The sequence below is a fragment of the Sphingobacterium hungaricum genome (assembly GCF_015210005.1).
GTDB lineage: Bacteria > Bacteroidota > Bacteroidia > Sphingobacteriales > Sphingobacteriaceae > Sphingobacterium > Sphingobacterium hungaricum.
The window spans coordinates 2,478,161-2,499,810 of record NZ_MU158698.1; the positions used below are offsets into that span (position 1 = coordinate 2,478,161).

The 21,650-nt window shown below is 39.0% G+C and carries 19 protein-coding genes; 12 read left to right on the top strand and 7 right to left on the bottom strand.

Annotated elements, in window-relative coordinates:
• The first annotated feature begins 79 nt into the window (after positions 1 to 79).
• Positions 80 to 946, top strand: coding sequence for a KPN_02809 family neutral zinc metallopeptidase (gene ypfJ / locus C4F49_RS13995; RefSeq protein WP_196936466.1), 867 nt, complete (start codon positions 80 to 82; stop codon positions 944 to 946).
• On the opposite strand, the gene C4F49_RS14000 is transcribed toward ypfJ, so the two are convergent.
• From C4F49_RS14000 to gyrA, 4 genes are all read right to left on the bottom strand, one after another.
• Positions 947 to 1,933: a LuxE/PaaK family acyltransferase gene (locus C4F49_RS14000; RefSeq protein ID WP_196936467.1), complete on the bottom strand. Its 987-nt coding sequence runs from the start codon at positions 1,931 to 1,933 to the stop codon at positions 947 to 949.
• 129 nt (positions 1,934 to 2,062) lie between these two features.
• Positions 2,063 to 3,229, bottom strand: coding sequence for a tetratricopeptide repeat protein (locus tag C4F49_RS14005; protein WP_196936468.1), 1,167 nt, complete (start codon positions 3,227 to 3,229; stop codon positions 2,063 to 2,065).
• A 21-nt stretch (positions 3,230 to 3,250) separates the two neighbouring features.
• Positions 3,251 to 4,360, bottom strand: coding sequence for a tetratricopeptide repeat protein (locus C4F49_RS14010; RefSeq protein ID WP_196936469.1), 1,110 nt, complete (start codon positions 4,358 to 4,360; stop codon positions 3,251 to 3,253).
• Complete coding sequence (gene gyrA / locus C4F49_RS14015) at positions 4,353 to 6,956, bottom strand: DNA gyrase subunit A (RefSeq protein WP_196936470.1); 2,604 nt, start codon at positions 6,954 to 6,956, stop codon at positions 4,353 to 4,355. The genes C4F49_RS14010 and gyrA overlap by 8 nt, the downstream gene beginning before the upstream one ends.
• A 331-nt stretch (positions 6,957 to 7,287) precedes the next feature.
• On the opposite strand from gyrA, the gene serC reads away from it, so the two are divergent.
• From serC to lysA, 4 genes are all read left to right on the top strand, one after another.
• On the top strand, positions 7,288 to 8,355 hold the full coding sequence (gene serC / locus C4F49_RS14020; protein WP_196936471.1) for a 3-phosphoserine/phosphohydroxythreonine transaminase: 1,068 nt from the start codon (positions 7,288 to 7,290) through the stop codon (positions 8,353 to 8,355).
• A 15-nt stretch (positions 8,356 to 8,370) separates the two neighbouring features.
• Positions 8,371 to 9,318: a D-2-hydroxyacid dehydrogenase gene (locus C4F49_RS14025; RefSeq protein WP_196936472.1), complete on the top strand. Its 948-nt coding sequence runs from the start codon at positions 8,371 to 8,373 to the stop codon at positions 9,316 to 9,318.
• A gap of 250 nt (positions 9,319 to 9,568) precedes the next feature.
• The gene (locus tag C4F49_RS14030) at positions 9,569 to 10,882 is read left to right on the top strand and encodes an aspartate kinase (RefSeq protein WP_196936473.1); all 1,314 of its coding nucleotides are present in this window, start codon (positions 9,569 to 9,571) and stop codon (positions 10,880 to 10,882) included.
• Positions 10,883 to 10,894: 12 nt separating this feature from the next.
• Positions 10,895 to 12,049 carry a diaminopimelate decarboxylase gene (gene lysA, locus C4F49_RS14035; RefSeq protein ID WP_196936474.1) on the top strand — a complete coding sequence of 385 codons (1,155 nt, stop codon included), beginning with the start codon at positions 10,895 to 10,897 and terminating at the stop codon, positions 12,047 to 12,049.
• Positions 12,050 to 12,170: 121 nt separating this feature from the next.
• Here lysA and C4F49_RS14040 read toward each other — a convergent pair whose 3' ends face one another.
• On the bottom strand, positions 12,171 to 12,548 hold the full coding sequence (locus C4F49_RS14040) for a DUF1304 domain-containing protein (RefSeq protein WP_196936475.1): 378 nt from the start codon (positions 12,546 to 12,548) through the stop codon (positions 12,171 to 12,173).
• Positions 12,549 to 12,706: 158 nt separating this feature from the next.
• On the opposite strand from C4F49_RS14040, the gene C4F49_RS14045 reads away from it, so the two are divergent.
• On the top strand, positions 12,707 to 13,081 hold the full coding sequence (locus C4F49_RS14045; protein ID WP_196936476.1) for a ribosomal maturation YjgA family protein: 375 nt from the start codon (positions 12,707 to 12,709) through the stop codon (positions 13,079 to 13,081).
• A gap of 300 nt (positions 13,082 to 13,381) precedes the next feature.
• On the opposite strand, the gene ku is transcribed toward C4F49_RS14045, so the two are convergent.
• Together ku and C4F49_RS14055 are read right to left on the bottom strand one after the other, a co-directional pair.
• The gene (gene ku / locus C4F49_RS14050) at positions 13,382 to 14,140 is read right to left on the bottom strand and encodes a non-homologous end joining protein Ku (RefSeq protein WP_196936477.1); all 759 of its coding nucleotides are present in this window, start codon (positions 14,138 to 14,140) and stop codon (positions 13,382 to 13,384) included.
• A gap of 126 nt (positions 14,141 to 14,266) precedes the next feature.
• Positions 14,267 to 15,121 carry an AraC family transcriptional regulator gene (locus tag C4F49_RS14055; RefSeq protein WP_196936478.1) on the bottom strand — a complete coding sequence of 285 codons (855 nt, stop codon included), beginning with the start codon at positions 15,119 to 15,121 and terminating at the stop codon, positions 14,267 to 14,269.
• A 142-nt stretch (positions 15,122 to 15,263) separates the two neighbouring features.
• Between C4F49_RS14055 and fucP the strand changes: the two genes are divergently transcribed.
• Genes fucP through C4F49_RS14085 form a run of 6 tightly spaced genes read left to right on the top strand, consistent with a single transcriptional unit; the run spans position 15,264 to position 21,494 of the window.
• Positions 15,264 to 16,523 carry an L-fucose:H+ symporter permease gene (gene fucP / locus C4F49_RS14060; protein WP_196936479.1) on the top strand — a complete coding sequence of 420 codons (1,260 nt, stop codon included), beginning with the start codon at positions 15,264 to 15,266 and terminating at the stop codon, positions 16,521 to 16,523.
• 6 nt (positions 16,524 to 16,529) lie between these two features.
• Positions 16,530 to 16,859, top strand: a complete 330-nt coding sequence (locus tag C4F49_RS14065; protein WP_196936480.1) for an L-rhamnose mutarotase — start codon at positions 16,530 to 16,532, stop codon at positions 16,857 to 16,859.
• A 1-nt stretch (position 16,860) separates the two neighbouring features.
• Positions 16,861 to 18,525 carry a UxaA family hydrolase gene (locus tag C4F49_RS14070; RefSeq protein WP_196936481.1) on the top strand — a complete coding sequence of 555 codons (1,665 nt, stop codon included), beginning with the start codon at positions 16,861 to 16,863 and terminating at the stop codon, positions 18,523 to 18,525.
• A gap of 24 nt (positions 18,526 to 18,549) precedes the next feature.
• Positions 18,550 to 19,857, top strand: coding sequence for an alpha-L-fucosidase (locus C4F49_RS14075; protein ID WP_231388320.1), 1,308 nt, complete (start codon positions 18,550 to 18,552; stop codon positions 19,855 to 19,857).
• Entirely contained in the window at positions 19,857 to 20,621 is a 765-nt protein-coding gene (locus C4F49_RS14080; RefSeq protein WP_196936482.1) for an SDR family NAD(P)-dependent oxidoreductase, read from the top strand. Before C4F49_RS14075 ends, C4F49_RS14080 begins: the two co-directional genes overlap by 1 nt.
• 15 nt (positions 20,622 to 20,636) lie before the next feature.
• Positions 20,637 to 21,494, top strand: coding sequence for a fumarylacetoacetate hydrolase family protein (locus C4F49_RS14085; protein ID WP_196936483.1), 858 nt, complete (start codon positions 20,637 to 20,639; stop codon positions 21,492 to 21,494).
• Positions 21,495 to 21,650: the final 156 nt, after the last annotated feature.

A 21,650-nucleotide genomic window follows, 5' to 3' on the forward strand; every position in this document is an offset into this window, starting at 1 on the left:
TACATTTTTGTTTGTATAATATCAATTAATTAAATACTAATTAATTTTGCTAAATTGAAGGACATTTAACATTAACATTATGAAGTGGCAACAAGGCGATAGAAGAGGCAATATTGATGACCGACGCGGTTCGTCGGGAGGTCAGCGAATAGCATTTGGCGGAATTGGCGGTATAGTAATCTTATTGATTGCATGGATGTGCGGTGCGGATCCATCTTTATTATTGAACCAGATCGCTACAGAACAAACAACCCAGGTCAATGAGCAGGGCGAATATCAATCTACGCCGGAAGAAGATCGATTGATGGATTTCTCAGATGTGGTTTTGACGAGCACCTATCAAGTCTGGTCTGAATTATTTAAGCAACAAGGAAAAACATACACAGATACCAAACTGGTTGTTTATACCGGCGGAACGCAGACACAAGGTTGTGGACAAGGTTTGGCGCAGTATGGGCCTTTCTATTGTCCGGCGGATCAAACGGTGTATTTGGATTTATCTTTTAATCGGGAGCTATCCACAAAGTTTGGTGCCAAAGGTGAATTTGCATTGGCTTATGTGATTGCACATGAAGTTGGGCATCATATTCAAAATCTTTTGGGCGTAATGGAGCAGACGAATGCCATGCGTCAGCGCATGAGCGAAACGGAATACAATAAAATTTCGGTGATGACCGAATTGCAAGCCGATTTCTATGCTGGAGTTTGGGCGCATTATGCAAATGAATATTCAAAGGTAGAATTGGAATATAACGATATCCTAGAAGGGATGCGCGCTGCAGAAGCTGTTGGTGATGATCATATTCAGGAAAGTGCTCAAGGATATTCGAATCCAGAAAGCTTTACGCATGGAACTTCTGAACAACGGGCTTATTGGTTTAAGAAAGGATATGATACCGGCGATATGAATGCAGGAAATACATTCAATGACCGAAGCTTGCAATAATTATTGAACAAGTAAATTACATCCTCGGATATCAGACTGATCAAAACGGCCTAAGATTTCAAATGTATTTTCCGAATGGAATTTACCTAAATCTTGGGTCGCTATAAACGAGCAAGAGTTATAGTTTGCCAAATCAATCACGTTGATTGCACCCGTTTTCTTATGCTCGTCTAACAAAGTTAATGGGTCATTGGTATCTCTCAATACAATCTTCATCCAGTTAGGGCATGAAAAAATTCCATAACCTGAAGAGTAGGCTTGGGATAATAATTCCGTCATTCCGTATTCGGAATGAATGGTTTCCACATTAAATCCTGTTGACAACAAAGCATGCAGTTCCTCTCGGATCATTTCTTTGCGCTTGCCTTTCATTCCTCCTGTTTCCATCACAATCAATTCCGGAAAATCTAATTGATACTGTTCGATAAAGTCGAGTAGGGCGTAGGTTACGCCGATCAAGATGGTTTTCTTTTTCGAAGATTTTAAGGAAATCAATGTATCATAAAGTTCCTGATGGTTATAGAGGAAATAACCGCTTTCCTGTTGAGCAGAATGTTTGATCAAATCGTCGACCATGTAAATCAATGAGGAACCCGAACGTTCGAGATAGGATGGAAGCAGCGCTAAGATAACTAAGTCTTTGGGCTGTCTATAAAATTGTTGAAAAGCTAATCTAAAGCTTTGTTCATAGACAGAAACATCTTCCACAAAATGCTGGCTTGTAATTTGTCCAGTCGTTCCTGAACTCGTGAAAATCACCTCTGCCTGTGCATGTTCAGGAAGGACTTTCTGTGATTTAAAAAGTTCGATCGGTAGAAAAGGGATTTCGCGATAATGCTGAACGGAATCTATCGGACGATTGATAAGGTTTAAATATTCGCCATATACCGAAATATTTTTCGCCTGATATTGAAATATAGCCAGTGCTTGTGCATTAAATTCTTCTTCCGATGAAATAGAAAATATATCGTCTTTGTTCAGCCTCATATGATCCTCCAAAGATACGAAGAAAGAAGAATTAGCATGGCTTTAAAAAACGTATTTATCGATTTATTATAAATAACAAAAGGCTTTCCGATTCGGAAAGCCTTTCTTTTATAAGTTTATTCAATTTACTTAAAAAGCATCTATTTTAGCTTGGATTTCAACTGATTTAGCTTCGTTTTGTGTAAAGTCATAGAAGTTTTTCAAACGTTTTAAATGTTCAACTTCAGTAGGCTCTAATTCTGCACTTTTCAACAAATAAGGTTCAGCAGCAAGAATTTCTTTTCTGATTTCATCTACTTTTTTGTTGTAATCATTTGTCGATAATGTTTTGTCCTCATTTAGGTTAAACAATTTATCTCTTGTTGCATTCATGATGTTCACTGCTGCATTTACATTTGCCTCTAAGAAATTAGGATCAATCTCAACTGCTTTTTTAAATGCTGCTAATGCTTCAACTTCTTTGTTATCCGCATTATAAGCTACACCAAGGTAGTATTGCAAGAATTTGTTTGTCGGATCTTTTGCAATTTGAGCCTCAATCTGAGAAATGATTTTAGATGCATTTCCAGCAGATAAATTTAATTCGATGTTCTGAATAGCTGCGTCGTTGTTATCTGGAAGCAATTCTACTGCTTTCGCAGCAAATACAAGCGCATTAGCTGTATCTTGAGCAGATAAGTACAATTTTGGTAAATCAACTACTACTGATTTATACTCTGGGTAATCTGGGTAGTCTAAAATTTGCGTATATTTTTTGATTGCATTTTCATAATCCTTGTTTTGGATTGCTGCGATTCCAGAATAGTAGATTAGCGTAGTGTCGGTAGGAGCATAAGCTAAAGCACCGTCAAAAGCTTTGTAAGCAGATACGAAATCTTGTTTATCCCATGCTTCTTTTCCTTTGTTGTAGCTATTAGCAAGTAAAATCTGACCAGCAACTTTAATGTTATCTGCATTTTTCTTATCTGTATCTAATTCTGTTGCTTTCGCAATACCTGCAACCGCTTTTTGTTCGTAATCTTCGCTTTTTTCTAGATTAGCCAAATTCGCATAGATAATGCTGTAATAAGTCCAAACTTCTGGATTAGCACTAGTTTTCTCATGAACGATAGCTTCGTCGATTGCTTCTTTCGCCGCCGTAAGGCCTGATTTTCCTAATTCTGCAGTTCCAGCTTCGCTAAATTTCTGAAAAGTTTCAAGATTAGTTTTAGCTTTTCTAAGGTTAGCTACCTGAGCAAAAGAATTTGTGCTTGCCGCAATAAATAAAACGAATAAAAAAGAATGTATATACTTCATACCTATTTTAAATTATATTAATTAATTATTTGAAAGTTGATTTAATAATAAATTTACTCTGTCCAATTGAGCATCGTCATCAGCTGTTTTATAATACAGCGCTAAAGATTTCAATGCATTGATGTCGTAAGGACGTATTTCGTTTGCCTTTAATAAATAGTTCTGCGCATTGTATTGTGCTTCCTGATTCATAGTATCTTTCAGAAACTGGTCTAATGCCAACAAACCTAATGCCAAATTAGACTCGTAGTTGTTTGGATCCAGCTGTACAACCTTCTGATAATAGGTTTTCGCTTGAACCAGATTATTCTCAGATTCATTTGCATAACCTGCCAGGTAATTCAGATTGATGTTTTCTGGCTCGAATTTGATGGCTTGATCAATTACAGGAACAATTGCATTGTACGATTCATTTGCCGCATACTCTTCAATCAGCTGGAACAAAATTGCCTTGTTATTCGGAAACTTTGTGTTGGCCGTTTCAAGTGTAGTCAACGCTTTTTGCTCTTCACCTTGCATTTTATATACGTCGGCTAATTCCAAATGCTGGCTTGCGGTGCTGTTTCCTCTATTGATAATTTCTGTATAGTATTTGACAGCATCAGCTAGTTTACCAGATTTAACAGCTAATAGAGCGAGATTGTACGTTACATCCTCACCTTTAATCGCCAATTTATTTACCGATTCAAAATATCCGTAAGAAGCTGCGTAATCTTTCGCTTCTAATGCTTTGTTTGCTTTGTAAATAAATGCGGCTGCTAAATTCTGTTTGATGTAAGATACCTCAGCGATGTAGTTCTCTAAATCGCGAGGTTTTAATTTATTTAGCGCATCTCTAGCTATGAAGATAGGATCGCGATCCGTTTTAATTTTTCGTGTTGAATCTGCATAAGCCAAAGAACTATAAATCATAGAACGCATGACGATATTTCTTGAGTTTGTACTATCCCTTTTGGTTTTGTAGGACTCATCAATAAATTTCTTTGCGTTTTCCAGATTCTTTACATCACCTGTTTGGGAGTACAAAGCAAAACTATTCGAAGCCTCCTTATAATTGGATTGCGCGCTAGTTTTGTTGCTTATTCCTAAAGCAAGTAGAGTAAAAACAAAAATTAAAAAATGATTATTCATCGCTATCGTTGTTTTCAATTTGATCGGTTGATTCTTCATCAGAGACAGTACCAGTTGATTCTTCATCAGAGACAGTACCAGTTGATTCATCCGTTTCAGAAGTTAATTCTTCTTCAATTTCTTCTTCACGATCTACTTTGGTAATGGATGCGATTTCATCATTACCTTTTAAAGTAATCAATCGAACGCCTTGTGTTGCTCTACCCATTACACGCAAAGTATCAACTCCAATACGGATAACAATTCCAGATTTATTAATAATCATTAAATCATCTGCATCTGTTACGTCTTTGATGGCAACTAATTCACCTGTTTTATCGGTTACGTTGATTGTTTTAACCCCTTTACCACCTCTGTTGGTTACACGGTAATCTTCAATGTCCGTCCGTTTTCCGTAGCCTTTTTCTGAAACTACAAGGATAGTTGCATCAGTACTGTTTACACTAATCATGCCAACAACTTCATCTTTTTCGTGCGCTAATGTGATACCACGTACCCCAGTAGCCGTTCTGCCCATTGGACGAACCTTAGATTCATTGAAACGGATCGCTCTTCCTGAACGTAAAGCAACTACGATTTCACTTTCGCCATTCGTTAAGTTTGCTTCGATCAGCTGATCGCCATCATTAATGTTGATTGCATTGATACCATTTGCTCTTGGACGCGAATAAGCTTCTAAAGAAGTTTTCTTAATCGTTCCTTTTTTAGTACACATAATGATGAAGTTGTTTTCCAAGTAATCTTGGTCTTTCAAGTTCTTCACCTTAATAAATGCTTTGATTTTTTCGTCTTTGGGAACGTTGATGATGTTCTGCAATGCACGTCCGCGGGAAGTACGGCTTCCTTCAGGGATTTCGAATGCGCGCAACCAGAAACAGCGTCCAGCTTCGGTAAACAATAACAAATAGTTATGCGCGGAAGCAGTAATAATGTGTTCTGTGAAATCTTCGTCGCGTGTGCTAGACCCAATAGAACCTTTGCCACCACGTCCTTGACGGCGGTATTCAGATAATGGTGTACGTTTTACGTAACTGTTATGGGAGATTGTAATAACGATTTCTTCATCATCAATAAAATCTTCCATGGTCATGTCTTCCGCAGAATGTACAACAACCGAACGGCGTTCGTCACCATATTTGTCTCTGACTTCGACTAATTCATCTTTGATGATTTTCATCCGAAGACTTTCGTCAGCCAATACTTCTTTTAAATAGTCAATGGTTTTCATTAACTCAGCGTATTCTTCTTTAATTTTATCACGTTCCAGTCCTGTTAAACGACGAAGCGTCATATCTAGGATTGCACGGGCTTGAATGTCTGATAAAGAGAAGCGCTCCATTAAGCCTACGCGAGCATCTTCAGGTGTATCCGAACTACGGATTAATTTAATCACCTCATCTAAATGATCTAAAGCAATTAAATATCCTTCTAAAATGTGCGCTCTTTTTTCAGCTTCAGCTAATTCATATTTTGTACGACGGATAACAACTTCATGTCTATGTTCCACGAATTCGTGAATCATATCTTTTAAGTTCATCAACATCGGACGGCCTTTTACCAAGGCAATGTTATTAACAGAGAATGAGGTTTGTAAAGCTGTGTACTTGTATAGATTATTTAACACAACATTTGCATTCGCTTCGCGTTTGATATCATAAACGATACGGAAACCGTCACGATCCGATTCATCGCGAATGGCAGAAATACCTTCGATTTTCTTCTCATTGACTAATTCAGCTGTACGCTCAATCATGTTCGCTTTATTGACCTGATAAGGTATTTCGGTCACGATAATGCATTCACGCCCAGATTTCAAGGTTTCGATTTCTGCTTTACCGCGCATCACAATTCTTCCGCGACCCGTTTCAAAAGCATCTTTTACACCATTAAAACCATAGATAATACCTCCTGTAGGAAAATCTGGAGCTTTTACAAATTGCATTAACTCAGAAATCTCGATTTCCCGATTATCAATGTAAGCAATCGTTCCGTTGACAACCTCGGTCAAATTATGTGGAGCCATATTGGTAGCCATACCTACGGCAATACCAGAAGCACCATTCACTAACAAATTAGGGATACGAGTAGGCAGAACAGTTGGTTCTTGAAGCGAGTCATCAAAGTTTAGCTGGAAGTCAACGGTATCTTTGTTGATATCCGATAACATCTCTTCAGCAATCTTTTTTAATCTTGCCTCTGTGTAACGCATTGCTGCTGGAGGATCTCCATCGACTGAGCCGTAGTTACCCTGCCCGTCGACCATCGGATAACGTAAGCTCCAATCTTGAGCCATACGAACCATCGCGTCGTATACAGAAGAGTCACCATGTGGGTGATACTTACCTAAAACATCACCGACGATACGTGCGGATTTCTTGTACGCTTTACCAGATGTAACACCTAAATCAAGCATACCATATAATACGCGTCTATGTACGGGTTTCAAACCATCTCGAGCATCAGGTAGAGCACGAGAGACAATCACTGACATCGAATAATCGATGTACGCTGATTTCATCTGGTCTTCTATATTAATAGGAATAATCCTGTCAAAAGCAGGAACTAAATTGTTTTCATTTTCTGTTTCTTCAGCCATATTTATTTGGTATCAATCAAACTAGCGATTCACGGGTGGGAATTTTCCACACGTCGCATGCGAAGATACGACTTTTTTTACTGTTTGGCGATAATTATGCGTACGAAAATCGATTGTCAAACAGCTTGAATCAACGAGAATTATCTTAAAAGTTAAGTGGTTACATGTCTGTGTTTTGTGTAAAATTTTCAGTAATAAGACAGTATAATTACATGATTTATAATAAATCTTTGGTTTGGATTAAAATTTTATAAATATTATTTTAACTTTGTGCTTTAAAAAAAACTTAGGTTTTCTTATAAACACAATAAAGGGATTAAAATCAGTATAAATGAAACATAATTTTGGTGCAGGGCCGTGTATTTTGCCTAAGGAAGTCTTCCAAGAAGCTTCGCAGGCAGTTTTAGACTTCGATAATACCGGTTTATCCATTTTAGAAATTTCGCATCGTTCGAAAGAATTTGAAGCGGTCGTAATCGAAACAGAGCGATTGGTTAGGGAATTATTAAATGTTCCTCATGGCTATTCGGTTTTGTTTTTACAAGGAGGAGCAAGTCAGCAATTTGCGATGGTTCCTATGAATATCTTACCAGAAGGAGCGAAGGCAGCTTATTTAGATACCGGTGTATGGGCGTCTAAAGCAGCAAAAGAAGCTAAGAAAGTAGGGCAGGTAGAAGTTGTGGCATCGTCAAGCGACCGCAATTACTGCTACGTGCCTAAAGGCTACGAAATACCTTCTGACGCAGCATATTTTCATTTTACATCAAACAACACGATATACGGTACAGAAGTTTTTGAAACACCTAAAGCGTCTATTCCAATCGTTGTGGATATGTCTTCGGATATTTTAAGCAGAAATATCAACGTGGCTGATTACGATTTAATCTATGCGGGCGCTCAAAAAAATATGGGTCCAGCTGGAGTAACTTTAGTGATCATTAAGGATGATTTGTTTGGGAAATCTGGACGTACTTTACCGACAATTTTCGGATACGAAGCACATGCGAAAGCAGGTTCAATGTACAATACGCCCCCAGTATTTTCAATCTACGTATCGATGCTAAACCTACGCTGGTTAAAAGCGAAAGGCGGCATCGCTGTGATCGAACAAGAAAATATTGTTAAAGCTCGTACATTGTATGATGAGATTGAGCGCAATCCATATTTCAGAGGTACGGCTGATGTGGCGGATCGTTCACGCATGAATGTGACTTTTGTCATGGATACACCAGAATTGGAAGCGGAATTTTTAGCTTTAGCAAAAGAGCGCAACTTGATTGGGATTAAAGGTCATCGTTCCGTGGGTGGATTTAGAGCGTCAATCTATAATGCATTAAGCATTGGCTCAATCAATGCTTTGGTCGATGCGATGCAAGAATTTGAAGAAGGTAAAAAATAATTTTAGTCTGAATACATGAGAATTTTAGCTAATGACGGAATTGATCCGTTAGGTAAAAAAATATTGGAAGATGCAGGTTTCGAAGTGGACGTGAATCACATTCCACAAGAAGAATTGCCTGTAAAATTAAATGCTTACGATGCCATTACTGTTCGCAGTGCAACGAAAGTTAGAAAAGATTTAATCGACCTATGTCCAAACTTGAAAGTGATAGGACGAGGTGGAGTTGGGATGGATAATATCGATGTGGATTATGCACGTTCGAAAGGAATTGCTGTAATCAATACACCGGCAGCATCTTCGTTGTCCGTTGCCGAATTGGTATTTGCGCATTTGTTAAATGGCGTGCGTTTCGTTTATGATGCGAATCGTAAAATGCCTACAGAAGGCGGAACAAATTTCGCAGCTTTGAAAAAAGCTTATGCAAATGGAATCGAACTTCGCGGTAAAACGTTAGGTGTTGTAGGTTTTGGGCGCATCGGAAGAGAAACCGCTAAAATTGGTTTGGGATTGGGAATGAATGTTGTGTATTCTGATCTTTTCGAAGGTCCGGAAGCATTGACTTTGAGTCTTTCTCAAGGAGTGACTGTTGATGTGCCAATCAAACAAGTAAAAGTAGAAGACCTATTGAAGGTTTCTGATTTTATTTCTTTGCATGTTCCGTTTACAGATCGTCCGATTATCGGAGTAGATGAATTCCCAACATTGAAAGATGGCGTTGCTTTAGTCAATGCTTCTAGAGGTGGCGTAATTGATGAACTGGAATTAGTCAAAGCTTTGGATTCAGGCAAGGTATCCTTTGCAGCATTAGATGTTTTTGATAACGAACCTACGCCTCGCGCGGAGATTTTGAGCCACCCTCGCATTTCATTGACGCCTCATATTGGCGCAGCCACAAATGAAGCACAGGAGCGAATCGGTGCTGAACTAGCAAATTTATTGATCGATGCACTGAAGAAGTAATTCTTCCGCATAACTTATTATGCGGCACAGAAGCTTAAATGCATTTGTGCCGCTTTTTTTTGTTTAAGCATTTCGACATCGAAGGATTTAAGACTGAAATAATTTACAAAAGATAAAAAAACAAACAAGCGGATATAGAAAATGATTTAGCTGACTGATCGATAAAGCATCATTTAAATTCATTTAAAGCATAAAATGCGTCGGGATTTTTCTATATTCAAAAACTTTTTAAAAAAGCGTACTAATTAACATGAAAATTTTAAAATTTGGTGGGACATCAGTAGGGAGCGCAGAGCGCATCAAAGCCTTACTGGACATTGTCAATCCTCAGGAAGAACAGATCGTTGTGCTTTCCGCAGTTTCGGGAACAACGAATGCATTGGTTGAAATCTCTCAGGCATTTCTTTTAGGTAAGAAGGACGAGGCCATTACATTGATTAAGAAGCTTAAAGACTCGTATGAGGCATTGCTGCAAGAATTGTTTACCACTGAAGAGGGTTTGAAGAATGGACATCAATTGATCGATTATCATTTTAACCTGATCGCTTCTTTATCCAATGAATTATTTACGCCAGTAGAAGAAAAGATTACTTTGGCTCAGGGAGAATTGATATCAACAGCCTTATTTTATTTTCATTTAAAAGAAATCGGGGTCCCTGCCGTTTTATTGCCTGCACTTGATTTTATGAAAATCGATGAGGACAACGAGCCGATCGTTCCTTATATCGGAGAGAAATTAACAGCAGTATTAAACGAACATCCAGGCAATACGTTATTTATTACGCAAGGATATATCTGCCGAAATTCTTTTGGCGAAATCGATAACCTTCGCCGAGGCGGATCGGACTACACAGCTTCGCTGATTGGTTCTGCTATTCAGGCTGAAGAAATCCAGATATGGACGGATATCGACGGAATGCACAACAATGATCCTCGCGTTGTGAAAAACACAACGCCTATTGCTCATTTGAGTTTCGACGAAGCTGCAGAGCTTGCCTATTTCGGCGCTAAGATTTTGCATCCACAAAGTGTATTTCCAGCGCAAAAATACAATGTGCCTGTACGTTTGTTGAATACAATGGATCCTCAGGCTGCAGGAACTTTAATCAGCGAAAATGGTGGACAAAAGGGAGCTATTCGCGCGATAGCTGCAAAAGATGGCATTACGGCAATCCATATTCACTCGACACGCATGTTGTTGGCGTATGGTTTCTTGCGTAGGGTGTTCGAGATTTTCGAACGCTATAAAACGCCGATCGATATGATTACGACTTCTGAAGTTGCGATATCCCTGACGATTGACGATACCCGTAACCTGGAAGATATTATTAAGGAGGTCAATGATTTCGGTAAAGTAAGCGTTGATCAAGATCAGACTATTGTTTGTGTAGTCGGTGATTTTGGAGCAAATACTCACGGCTATGCTGCTCGCGTACTAGATGCTGTAAAACATTTGCCAGTACGCATGATATCGTATGGCGGATCGGATTATAACGTTTCTTTATTGTTGGATACTGAACATAAAGTAGAAGCTTTGCGCTCACTACATAACCGTTTGTTTTAAGAAAAGATTTAGATGACATTAACAAAAGAAGAAGTAGAACAGCTAGCGCAACTGGGCACACCAGCATACTATTATGATCTACCCTTATTAGAACAAACTTTAGATGCTGCAAAAACTGCAGCAGAAAAACGTAATTTCCACGTTCATTATGCTTTGAAGGCTAATTTTAATGAACGATTGCTGTCCTTGATCCAATCCAAAGGCTTTGGTGCAGACTGTGTGAGCGGAAATGAAGTACAAAAATCGATTGACTTGGGCTTTGCGCCCGATAAAATTACATTTGCAGGCGTAGGAAAAGCAGATAAGGAAATATTAACTGCTTTACGTCATGATATTTTCGCATTCAATGTTGAATCGATCGAAGAGTTGGAAGTGATCAATTCATTAGCAGGCGAAGTCGGCGTGAAAGCCAATGTATCGCTCCGTATCAATCCAAATGTTGATGCGCACACGCATCACTACATTACAACGGGTCTGGACGAAAACAAATTCGGCGTGCCGAATTCGGAATTGGAAATTGCAGCTTCTATTTTGAGGAAATGTGAAAACCTGACATTGGTCGGATTGCACTTTCATATCGGTTCACAAATCGTCGACCTAAATGTTTTCAAAAGCCTTTGTGTGAAAGTGAATGAGTGGAAAAATTGGTTTGAAGAACGCGGAACGACGATCAAAGTATTAAATGTTGGCGGAGGATTAGGCATCGATTACCACAATCCGGATACCAATGCTATTCCCGACTTTGAAGCATACTTCGAAATATTTGATAAATTCTTGGAACGCACTCCTAAACAAGAAGTGCATTTTGAATTAGGAAGAGCTTTGGTAGCACAATGCGGGACACTGTTAAGTAGAGTACTGTTTACAAAGAGCGGCATTAAGAAAAATTTTCTAATTCTCGACGCAGGAATGACTGAATTGATGCGCCCAGCTTTGTATCAAGCTTTTCATAAAATTGAACGTGTGGGGGATGTGGAAGGTGCTGAATCGCTGAATTATGATGTTGTCGGCCCAATCTGCGAAAGTTCAGATTGTTTCGGCAAAGAAGTATTGCTTCCTAAAAGTAAACGAGGAGACTTAATTGCAATCCGAAGCGCTGGCGCTTATGGTGAGGTAATGGCTTCGAAATATAACCTCAGAGAAGAAATTAGGTATTTGTATAAGTAAAATTAAAAAGTAAAAATTAAAAAAACTTTGTGATTTTTTAGGAAAAGGATATTGGTTTAAGAGCTAATATCCTTTTTTTATGAATGGAATATTTTTAGTAGCGATAAATAATAAAGCTCAACTATCTCGCCAACAAAACCAACACCAACGCAATAATTGCTGGCAAAGCCTGGGTGAAAAATATTTTCTTTGATGCTGTTATAGCACCATATAAGCCTGCAACAACTACACAGCTTAAGAAAAATATTGCCACATTATTTTGCCAAATGGGGTTTTCAATAAAGAAACTCCAAATCAATCCTGCCGAGAGAAAGCCATTGTATAGTCCCTGATTCGCGGCTAAACCTTTTGTTGGTTTAAAAAGTTCATCAGGTAGCGCACCTTTAAAAGTTTTCTTTCCCAACGTTTCCCAGGCAAACATTTCCATATACAAAATATACAAGTGTTCTACCGCGACGATTCCAGTAAATATTTTAGCAAATAAGGGGAGTAGTTCCATTGATTTTTATTTTGAATACTAAAGATAGCGTAATTTGTCTTAATAGATGTCCTGAATGTAAAATCTAGTTAAACTATTTATCGAACGTTTTCAATTTTCTTCACAACGTTTATAGATAAATTACATTTATAACTTTTATCTTTAAAAGATAAATTATTATGCTAAAATTCACTATAACCTACTTCTTGCTAGCCGTGATTCTATTCGTTATTGAACTGATTATTGCGTTATACGTCCATGATGATTTTATACGTCCTTATTTCGGCGATTTTTTGGTGGTTATTTTGCTGTATTGCTTTATTAAAAGTTTTTTGAACTTACCAGTTTTGCCGGTGGCAATTTTTGTTTTATTATTTGCGTATTTTATTGAGTTTTTGCAATCAATCAATTTTATCAACTGGCTGGGGCTTGAAAATTCTGAATGGGCAAAAATGTTGCTTGGTAATTCTTTCTCGTGGGTTGATATGTTCTGGTACACAGCTGGAATCGCATCTGTGATTTTAGTTGAATATTTGATAAAAAAGAGGATTTAAAGATATTTAATTTTAAGATTTCAGACAATAGATTTGAGATGTGGGAATTTCTATGACGAAAATTTTATTGAAGAGAATTAACTATTATTACATTGATGAAACGGAAGAGTTGATTTCTAAGGTTTTAATAACGTGGAGATTCTTCACTTCGTATCAGAATGACAAGTACAATTCATTAATAAGATCTTTCCTCAATAACCTATTCTAACTATCCGTAAACCCTTCTAAATTAGCATAGCAATTATTATGCTATATAATTTTTTTACTTTTTACTTTTTACTTTTGAATTTTTACTTATCATTATCCCAAACTCGCTTTTAATTTCGCTAATAACTCGGAAGCTTTTGTATTCTCTTTGTCGACGTTGAGCTTACGGATTGAAGCCCGTTTACCTTTGGATTTTTGCTTAATGATTTTCAATAGTTCGGTTGCATATTCATTTTTATAACCGGAAATATCAAAATCCGAACTATGTTGCTTGATCAGAGAGACGGCCATATCCATTTCACCTTTGGAGATTTTGGCATTTGGAATATTCAGGTCGCTGAAATCTCGGATTTCCTCTTCAAAACGCAATTTATTGAGCAATAACATGCCTTCATACGGTCTGATAATCGCTAAGTTTTCTGTTGTACGCATTACGAAAGTTCCGAGTCCGACCATCTTAGTTTTTTCAAGCGCTTTGCGCAGCAAAGAATACGCTTTTTCACCGCCTTTCTGAACTTCGAGGTAATAGGGCGTATCGAAGTAAATGCTGTCAATATCATCTTCTTTGACGAATGTTTGGAGATCAATGCTCTTAGTTTTCTCTGGCAAGGCTTCTTCGAAATCAGCATCTTCCAAAACGACATATTTATCTTTCAGCAAGTAACCTTTAACAATATTATCCCACTCGACTTCTTTGCCGGTCTTTTCATTGACGCGCTTGAATTTGATATTCGATTGGTCTTTGCGATCCAGCATATCCAAATCCAATTGGCTATTTTGAATCGCGCTAAATATTTTGATTGGAATATTGACCAACCCAAAGCCAATAGTTCCTGTCCATATTGCTCTCATACTAAAATTAACAAAGATGTAATAGGTTTGTTTAGTTGATGAGGCGGTTAGAACAAATTACTCTATTCGAATTACTCTTTTAGATAAAGAAATTGATTTTATGATGAAGGTTTTCCCAGTATTATTTTACCCCCAATTCCTATATTCCATAGGTGTCTTACCTGTGATTTTCTTAAAAGCTTTATGAAAGCTCACGAAATTATTAAATCCGCAATCAAAACTCATTTCTTTAATCGAAACCGAACTTTCTTTTAATTGTTTGCAAGCCGTAGCGATGCGGATTTCGGTTAAGAATTCCAATAAGGTTTTTCCAGTTTTGACTTTGAAATAGCGACAAAACGAATTGGGTGTCATGCCAGCTTCTGTAGCAAGGTCATTTAATTTAATCGGGTTTTTATAAGATACACGAATGTAATCCATAATCTTATTCATGCGATCGTAATCGTCCAGCTGATTCAGAAATGCATAATTTTCGCTGACGAGTACATCCATCGAAAGATCAGAAGCACAATAATCCAGAATATCCAATAAAGCCGTAACTTGTTTAATCCCTTTATAGTCAAATAAATTTTCAAAAAACTTCCGGATGGTCTTATCTGTTCGCCGAAACAACAACCCTTTTTTCGCATGTTGCAATAAGTTGGAAATGGATTGGCATTCAGACAACTGAAGAAACGAATCACCGCAAAAGTTTGGCAAAAAATGGATGACGTTGATGTCCGCTTTGCTCTCTTCATCCAGCACATATTCTTCATCGAATAACCAATAATGGGGTAGGTTGCTTCCGATCAGAAAAACATCCCCATTGGAAAATTCTCGGATGCAATCTCCTATAAATACGGTGCCCGAACCCTTGTTGATTTGTATAAACTCGATTTCCTCATGGTAATGCCAAATGTTGTGGTATTGAGGTCTCGTGTCATGCCTTCGGGTATAGATTTGTTTGGAAGCGTGAGAATGGCTTAATCGCTGAATCTGCATCTGTACTTACATATTTATTCTAATCGTTAGATAAAAGTACAAATTATAAGGTAAAATAGTTTACTACTTAGGTAAAATAGTTCAATCCTTGCGTCAAAAATCTTGTTAATTTTAACCTAACAATTATAAGCATGTACAATTTATGACACAAACAAAAAGCTATACGATGGCGATTGTATTGATTACGTCGTTATTTTTCTTTTGGGGATTTATTCATAATCTAGATCCTATATTGATTCCGCATTTGCGAAATGCCTTTAGTTTAACAACCTTACAAGCATCTTTAGTCGATTCAGCAGTCTTTATCGCTTATTTTCTTTTGGCCATTCCTGCCGGAATGATCATAAAAAAATATGGCTACAAAGCTGGGATTCTAATTGGCTTACTGATTTTTGCCATTGGATGTTTCCTTTTTGTGCCTGCGGCAAATACAATTAGTTATCCGTTTTTCCTTGCTGCGTTGTTTATCGTTGCGTGTGGCCTGACCATTTTGGAAACGGCTGCAAATCCTTACATGACCGTGTTGGGCGATCCAAAAAAGGCGACCCAACGTTTGAATTTTGCACAGTCATTTAATGGTTTGGCAGCATTTATTGCACCGATTATCGGGGGAAAATACATATTGACTGAAGAACCGCTTTCTGCAGATCAAATAGCTGATTTAAGCGAACAGGCTAGAACGGCTTACATTCAGGCTGAAACTGCGGCAGTCAAAGCACCCTATGTGATTCTTGGAGTTATTATTCTGTTGGTCGCTGTACTGTTTTATTTCACAAGATTGCCAGACATCAAAGACAAGGATGAGAAGCCTCAAGGTGGTTTTTTCCACGCTTGGAAACATAAAAATGTAAAATGGGCGGTCATTGCACAATTCTTCTATGTCGGCGCTCAAGTTTGCGTGTTGAGCTTTTTAGTGCTGTATGCAACAGATATCGCTGGTATTTCAAATAAAGATGCGGGTTGGTATGCCGGAGCTGCAGGATTTGCATTTATGATTGGCCGTTTTATCGGCACATTCTTTATGCAGTACATCAAGCCGTCCAAATTGCTGTTAATTTATGCAGTAATCGCAAGTGCATTGACCATTTACGTGATGTTTGGCTCAGGAGTGAATACCTTATATGCCTTGATTGGCATCGCATTCTTTATGTCGATTATGTTCCCGACGATTTTTGCGACAGGGGTTGAAGGCATTGGTTCCGACACAAAATCGGCTTCCAGTCTGATCGTGATGGCTATTGTTGGTGGCGCGATTATTCCTCCAATTTTAGGTTTGATAGCGGATAAGACCGGCAATCTGCAATTTGGTTATGCAATAGTTTTGCTATGTTTTATCGTGGTGGCAATCTTTGCCATAAACACAAAGAACATTGCCGTGGAGAAAACAGAAACTTTACACTAATTAGTAATGAAGAGATATAGTTTAGCATTGGATTTGGTCAATGACCCGGTATTGATTGCCAAATACGAAGATTATCACCAAGCCATTTGGCCTGAAATCAAACAATCGATTTTGGATGCAGGAGTAGTGAATATGGAAATCTATCGATTTGAAAACCGGTTGTTTATGATTATGGAGGTGAATGATGAGTTTAGTTTTGAAAAGAAAGGACAGCTTGATGCAGAAAATGAAAAAGTGCAAGAATGGGAGCAGCTGATGTGGAAATACCAATCGGCGATTCCAGGAGCAAAAGAAGGAGAGAAGTGGGTAATTATGGATAAAATATTTCAGTTATAATATGGATAAGAACAGACAGCCTTACGTGTTGATTCATCCGAAAGACAATGTGCTGGTGGCTTTAAGGGATTTGCCGCAAGGCGAAATTATTGATTTTGCGGGATTGCAATTTCCATTGGCACATGCGGTTGCAGCGAAACATAAGTTTACGATAAATGCCATGCTTAAGGACGACGAAGTGTTGATGTATGGCGTTCTTGTGGGCAAATTAAACTACGATTTGCCACAAGGCGAATTGATTACGACCGACAATTTAAGGCATGCAGCTGAAGGTTATCAGCTGGGCGAACGCAAATTAGCATGGGAGAAACCAGATGTATCCTATTTTTCAAATAAAACATTTAACGGTTTCCATCGGTCAAATGGAACAGTGGGTACTGCCAACCATTGGCTAGTGATTCCGTTAGTATTCTGCGAAAACAGAAATGTCTTGACGCTGAAGTCGGCGCTGGAAGAGAAATTAGGCTATCAGATTGAATCAAAAGATTATTCCGACAAAGTCGATGAGCTGATTGCCAAATACCAAAATGGAGCTTCGGTGGATGAATTGTTGCAAGTAGATTTAAGTTCAGCCAAGCAAAACCGTCAATCTAAACGTTTATTTGAGAATGTGGATGGCGTGAAATTTTTAAACCACGATATGGGTTGTGGCGGAACACGCATGGACTCGGATGCTTTATGTGGCTTGTTAGCGGGTTATATCACGCATCCAAATGTTGCTGGCGCAACGATTTTAAGTTTGGGATGCCAGCATGCGCAAGCGTCTATCTTGAGAAATGAAATCGCCAAGCGTGACCCTCAATTCGATAAACCGCTGTATATTTTCGAACAGCAATTTGAAGGAACCGAACAAGAGCTGATGCAGAAAGCAATCAAAGCTACTTTTGCGGGATTAACTATAGCGAATCAACAGACGCGTCAACCCGCTGCGTTGAATAAATTATGCATTGGTCTGGAATGCGGTGGTTCAGATGGTTTTTCAGGTATTTCAGCGAATCCAGCACTGGGTTATTTGTCTGATATGTTGGTGACCTTAGGCGGTTCGGTGATTTTGTCCGAATTCCCAGAGCTTTGCGGTGTTGAACAAGAACTGAGCGATCGCTGCATTGACGTGCCTACGGCTAATAAATTTATGGAGCTGATGACGACGTACAACGCCAAAGCCGAAGCGGATGGTTCGGGATTTTACATGAATCCATCTCCAGGAAACATCCGTGATGGATTGATTACAGATGCGATTAAGTCTGCTGGTGCAGCGAAAAAGGGCGGTACATCGCCCGTTGCAGCGGTAATAGATTATCCGGAATTAGCAAATCAGCCAGGGCTAAATTTATTGTGTACGCCAGGCAATGATGTAGAAAGTACAACAGCTGAAGTCGCCGCTGGGGCAAATATTGTTTTGTTTACAACAGGACTGGGAACCCCGACGGGAAATCCCATTACGCCAGTGATTAAGTTGTCAACGAATACCAAAACATTTGAGAAGATGCCGGACATTATCGACATCAATTGCGGAACAATTATCGATGGGCAGGAGAGTATTGAAGAAGCCGCGCATCGTATCCTAGACTATGTGATTGAAGTGGCGAGCGGCAACGAATTGCCAAAAGCTGTCCAATTGGGTCAAGATGATTTTATTCCTTGGAGACGAGGAGTTTCGCTATAGCATTATAAACTAAAACCTTCCAATATGAAACAGTTATTAATTATCTTTCTGCTTTTACAAAGTTTTTTTCTGAGCCATGCGCAAGAAAAATACGTTCCTTCGCAAGCAAATATCGAAAACAGAGCTTGGTTTGAAGCCTCTCGTTTTGGCGTGTTTATCCACTGGGGTGTATATAGTATTTTAGGGGATGGCGAATGGGTGATGAACAACCAGAACTTTGCGCTGGATGAATACAGTTTGTTGCCGAGCTTTTTTAATCCGATTGATTTTGATGCAAAGCAATGGGCGAAATTGTTCAAGCAGTCCGGTGCAAAATACATTACGTTTACTTCGCGCCACCATGATGGATTTTCGATGTGGAATTCAAAAGCATCTGAATACAATATCGTTAAAGCAACGCCTTTTAAACGGGATATCGTGAAAGAACTTGTCGAAGCTTGCCGGGCAGAAGATATTAAGATCATGTTTTATTATTCCTTATTGGACTGGAAACGCGACGATTACTTGCCTACAGGTAAAGTCGGAAAAGGAATCGTTGGACGGGATTCGACTAAAGGGAACTGGGATTCTTACATTGGCTTTATGAAAAGCCAGTTAACCGAGTTGCTGACCGATTACGGACGTATTGATGGGATTTGGTTTGACGGGCATTGGGATAAGCCCGACGAAGATTGGCATTACAAGGAAATCTATGGATTGATCCATCAGTTGCAACCGCAATGTTTGATTGGAAACAACCACCATATCGCACCCATCGACGGAGAAGATTTCCAGATGTTCGAACGCGATCTTCCTGGGGAAAATAAAACTGGGTTTGGAACGTCCGCAGATGATGTTGGGCATCTTCCAAAAGAAGTCTGCGGAACGATCGCTGGATCTTGGGGTTTTGATATCAAGGATCGCCATCAGAAGACTTTTAAAGAAGTTCTGCATTACTTGGTCAAAGCAGCTGGTTACGATGCCAATTTGCTGTTGAATGTCGGTCCCATGCCGAACGGTCAAATTCAAGGTTATCAGCAAGATCGTCTAAAGGAATTGGGCGCTTGGCTGTCAACCTACGGAGAAACTATTTATAATACGCGCGGAGGATTTGTTGCGCCGCATGAAGATTATGCATTAACAAAAAACACAAAAAATACCTTTATTCACGTGTTGAATGGAAAATCGGGTACATTGACAATCAAAGGCTTTGCTCCCAAAGTCAAATCGCTTGTCACTTTTGCGGGCAATCAAAAGATTAGCTTTACGCAAACGGATGAGGGATTGCAATTGGAAATACCTGATAATGCAATCAATGCGGATGATTTGGTTCTAAAATTAACAGAAAAATAATGTCAAAATTAAGCGGTAAAGTAGCGGTTGTTACAGGCGGAGGAAGTGGGATTGGCGAAGCCATCAGTAAATTATTTGCAGCAGAGGGCGCTGTCGTTCATATTGTGGATCTGAATGTAGAAGGTGCCAATCAAGTAGCGGAAACAATTGTGGCAACAGGCGGACAAGCCAAAGTTCATGCAGCAAATGTAACCGATCAGCAAGCAATTGTTCAAATTGCAAACGAAATCGGAAAGATTGATGTCCTAGTCAATAATGCCGGGATCGCCCATGTTGGGAATCTAGAAAATTGCGCAGCAGATGATTTTGATCGGGTGCTGAATGTCAATGTGAAAGGGGCTTACAATACGTTGTTTGCAGTAGTTCCACGGATGAAAGCAAATGGCGGTGGCGCGATCTTAAATTTAGCATCGATTGCTGCATGGGTCGGTATCGCCGATCGTTTTGCGTATTCAACAAGCAAGGGCGCTATTTTTGCGATGACTTTATCTGTGGCACGCGATTATCTGAACGATAATATCCGTTGCAATAGCATTTCTCCAGCGCGTGTGCATACGCCATTTGTCGATGGTTTTATCGCTAAAAACTATCCGGGTAAAGAAAGCGAGATGTTCAAAAAATTATCACAGTCGCAGCCCATTGGCCGTATGGCAAAGCCAGAAGAAATTGCTAAGTTAGCTTTGTTTTTATGTTCGGATGATGCCGGATTTATTACGGGGAATGATTACCCCATCGATGGTGGATTTATAAAATTGAATAATTAAGTTTAAAAAATAGATATGAAATTAATACGTTACGGTGAAGTTGGCGGTGAAGAAATAGGTGTTCAGATCGATGGCATCAATTATAGTGTGGCTTCGTTTGGTGGAGATTATAACGAGGCGTTTTTTGCCGAAGATGGTTTGGCTCGATTAGAACAATTTGTCAAAGACAATGAAGGCAAATTGATTGAATTGCCTGCGGATATCCGCTTGGGCGCACCATTTACTCGTCCATCTAAAATCGTTTGTATTGGCTTAAATTACAAAGATCATGCAGAAGAAACGGGAGCTAAAATTCCTGCCGAACCGATTATCTTTATGAAATCCAGCACATCGCTGGTAGGGCCGAATGACCAGATTATGATTCCCAGAAATTCAACAAAAACAGATTGGGAAGTAGAATTAGGAATTGTGATCGGAAAGAAAGCATCCTATGTCGAAGAAGCTGAAGCATTGGATTTTGTAGCAGGTTATGTATTGCACAATGATGTTTCCGAACGCGAATACCAGTTGGAACGTGGCGGAACTTGGGATAAGGGAAAAGGATGCGACACCTTTGCGCCGATGGGCCCATTTTTGGCGACGAAAGATGAATTTGAAGATATTCACAACATTAAGCTTTGGCTAAAAGTGAATGGAAAAACTTTCCAGAGCGGAAATACAAGCAACTTGATTTTCTCTGTGCCATTTGTTGTGGCTTATGTTTCCCAATTTATGACCTTATTGCCAGGCGATGTGATTTCTACAGGAACACCTGCAGGTGTAGGGTTGGGATTTGATCCCCCAATTTATTTAAAACCTGGCGATGTAGTCGAATTAGGAGCAGATGGTTTGGGCGAAGCAAGACAGGAAGTGGTAAGTTTTAAATCCCACTAAGTCCCCCTAGCCCCCGAAGGGGGAACTATGATGGAAAGAGAACATAGCCCTAATTTCGGATTACGCTATCAGTGATTGGGAAAAATGCATCGATAGAAATTTGAATTAAATATTCTATTTAAAAAAATAATATCAATCCTTGTTTCCCCCTTTGGG

Bases quoted from the DNA above. Each gene is read 5' to 3' on its own strand.
- ypfJ (WP_196936466.1), top strand. From the start codon at position 80: ATGAAGTGGCAACAAGGCGATAGAAGAGGCAATATTGATGACCGACGC.
- C4F49_RS14000 (WP_196936467.1), bottom strand. From the start codon at position 1,933: ATGAGGCTGAACAAAGACGATATATTTTCTATTTCATCGGAAGAAGAA.
- C4F49_RS14005 (WP_196936468.1), bottom strand. From the start codon at position 3,229: ATGAAGTATATACATTCTTTTTTATTCGTTTTATTTATTGCGGCAAGC.
- C4F49_RS14010 (WP_196936469.1), bottom strand. From the start codon at position 4,360: ATGAATAATCATTTTTTAATTTTTGTTTTTACTCTACTTGCTTTAGGA.
- gyrA (WP_196936470.1), bottom strand. From the start codon at position 6,956: ATGGCTGAAGAAACAGAAAATGAAAACAATTTAGTTCCTGCTTTTGAC.
- serC (WP_196936471.1), top strand. From the start codon at position 7,288: ATGAAACATAATTTTGGTGCAGGGCCGTGTATTTTGCCTAAGGAAGTC.
- C4F49_RS14025 (WP_196936472.1), top strand. From the start codon at position 8,371: ATGAGAATTTTAGCTAATGACGGAATTGATCCGTTAGGTAAAAAAATA.
- C4F49_RS14030 (WP_196936473.1), top strand. From the start codon at position 9,569: ATGAAAATTTTAAAATTTGGTGGGACATCAGTAGGGAGCGCAGAGCGC.
- lysA (WP_196936474.1), top strand. From the start codon at position 10,895: ATGACATTAACAAAAGAAGAAGTAGAACAGCTAGCGCAACTGGGCACA.
- C4F49_RS14040 (WP_196936475.1), bottom strand. From the start codon at position 12,548: ATGGAACTACTCCCCTTATTTGCTAAAATATTTACTGGAATCGTCGCG.
- C4F49_RS14045 (WP_196936476.1), top strand. From the start codon at position 12,707: ATGCTAAAATTCACTATAACCTACTTCTTGCTAGCCGTGATTCTATTC.
- ku (WP_196936477.1), bottom strand. From the start codon at position 14,140: ATGAGAGCAATATGGACAGGAACTATTGGCTTTGGGTTGGTCAATATT.
- C4F49_RS14055 (WP_196936478.1), bottom strand. From the start codon at position 15,121: ATGCAGATTCAGCGATTAAGCCATTCTCACGCTTCCAAACAAATCTAT.
- fucP (WP_196936479.1), top strand. From the start codon at position 15,264: ATGACACAAACAAAAAGCTATACGATGGCGATTGTATTGATTACGTCG.
- C4F49_RS14065 (WP_196936480.1), top strand. From the start codon at position 16,530: ATGAAGAGATATAGTTTAGCATTGGATTTGGTCAATGACCCGGTATTG.
- C4F49_RS14070 (WP_196936481.1), top strand. From the start codon at position 16,861: ATGGATAAGAACAGACAGCCTTACGTGTTGATTCATCCGAAAGACAAT.
- C4F49_RS14075 (WP_231388320.1), top strand. From the start codon at position 18,550: ATGAAACAGTTATTAATTATCTTTCTGCTTTTACAAAGTTTTTTTCTG.
- C4F49_RS14080 (WP_196936482.1), top strand. From the start codon at position 19,857: ATGTCAAAATTAAGCGGTAAAGTAGCGGTTGTTACAGGCGGAGGAAGT.
- C4F49_RS14085 (WP_196936483.1), top strand. From the start codon at position 20,637: ATGAAATTAATACGTTACGGTGAAGTTGGCGGTGAAGAAATAGGTGTT.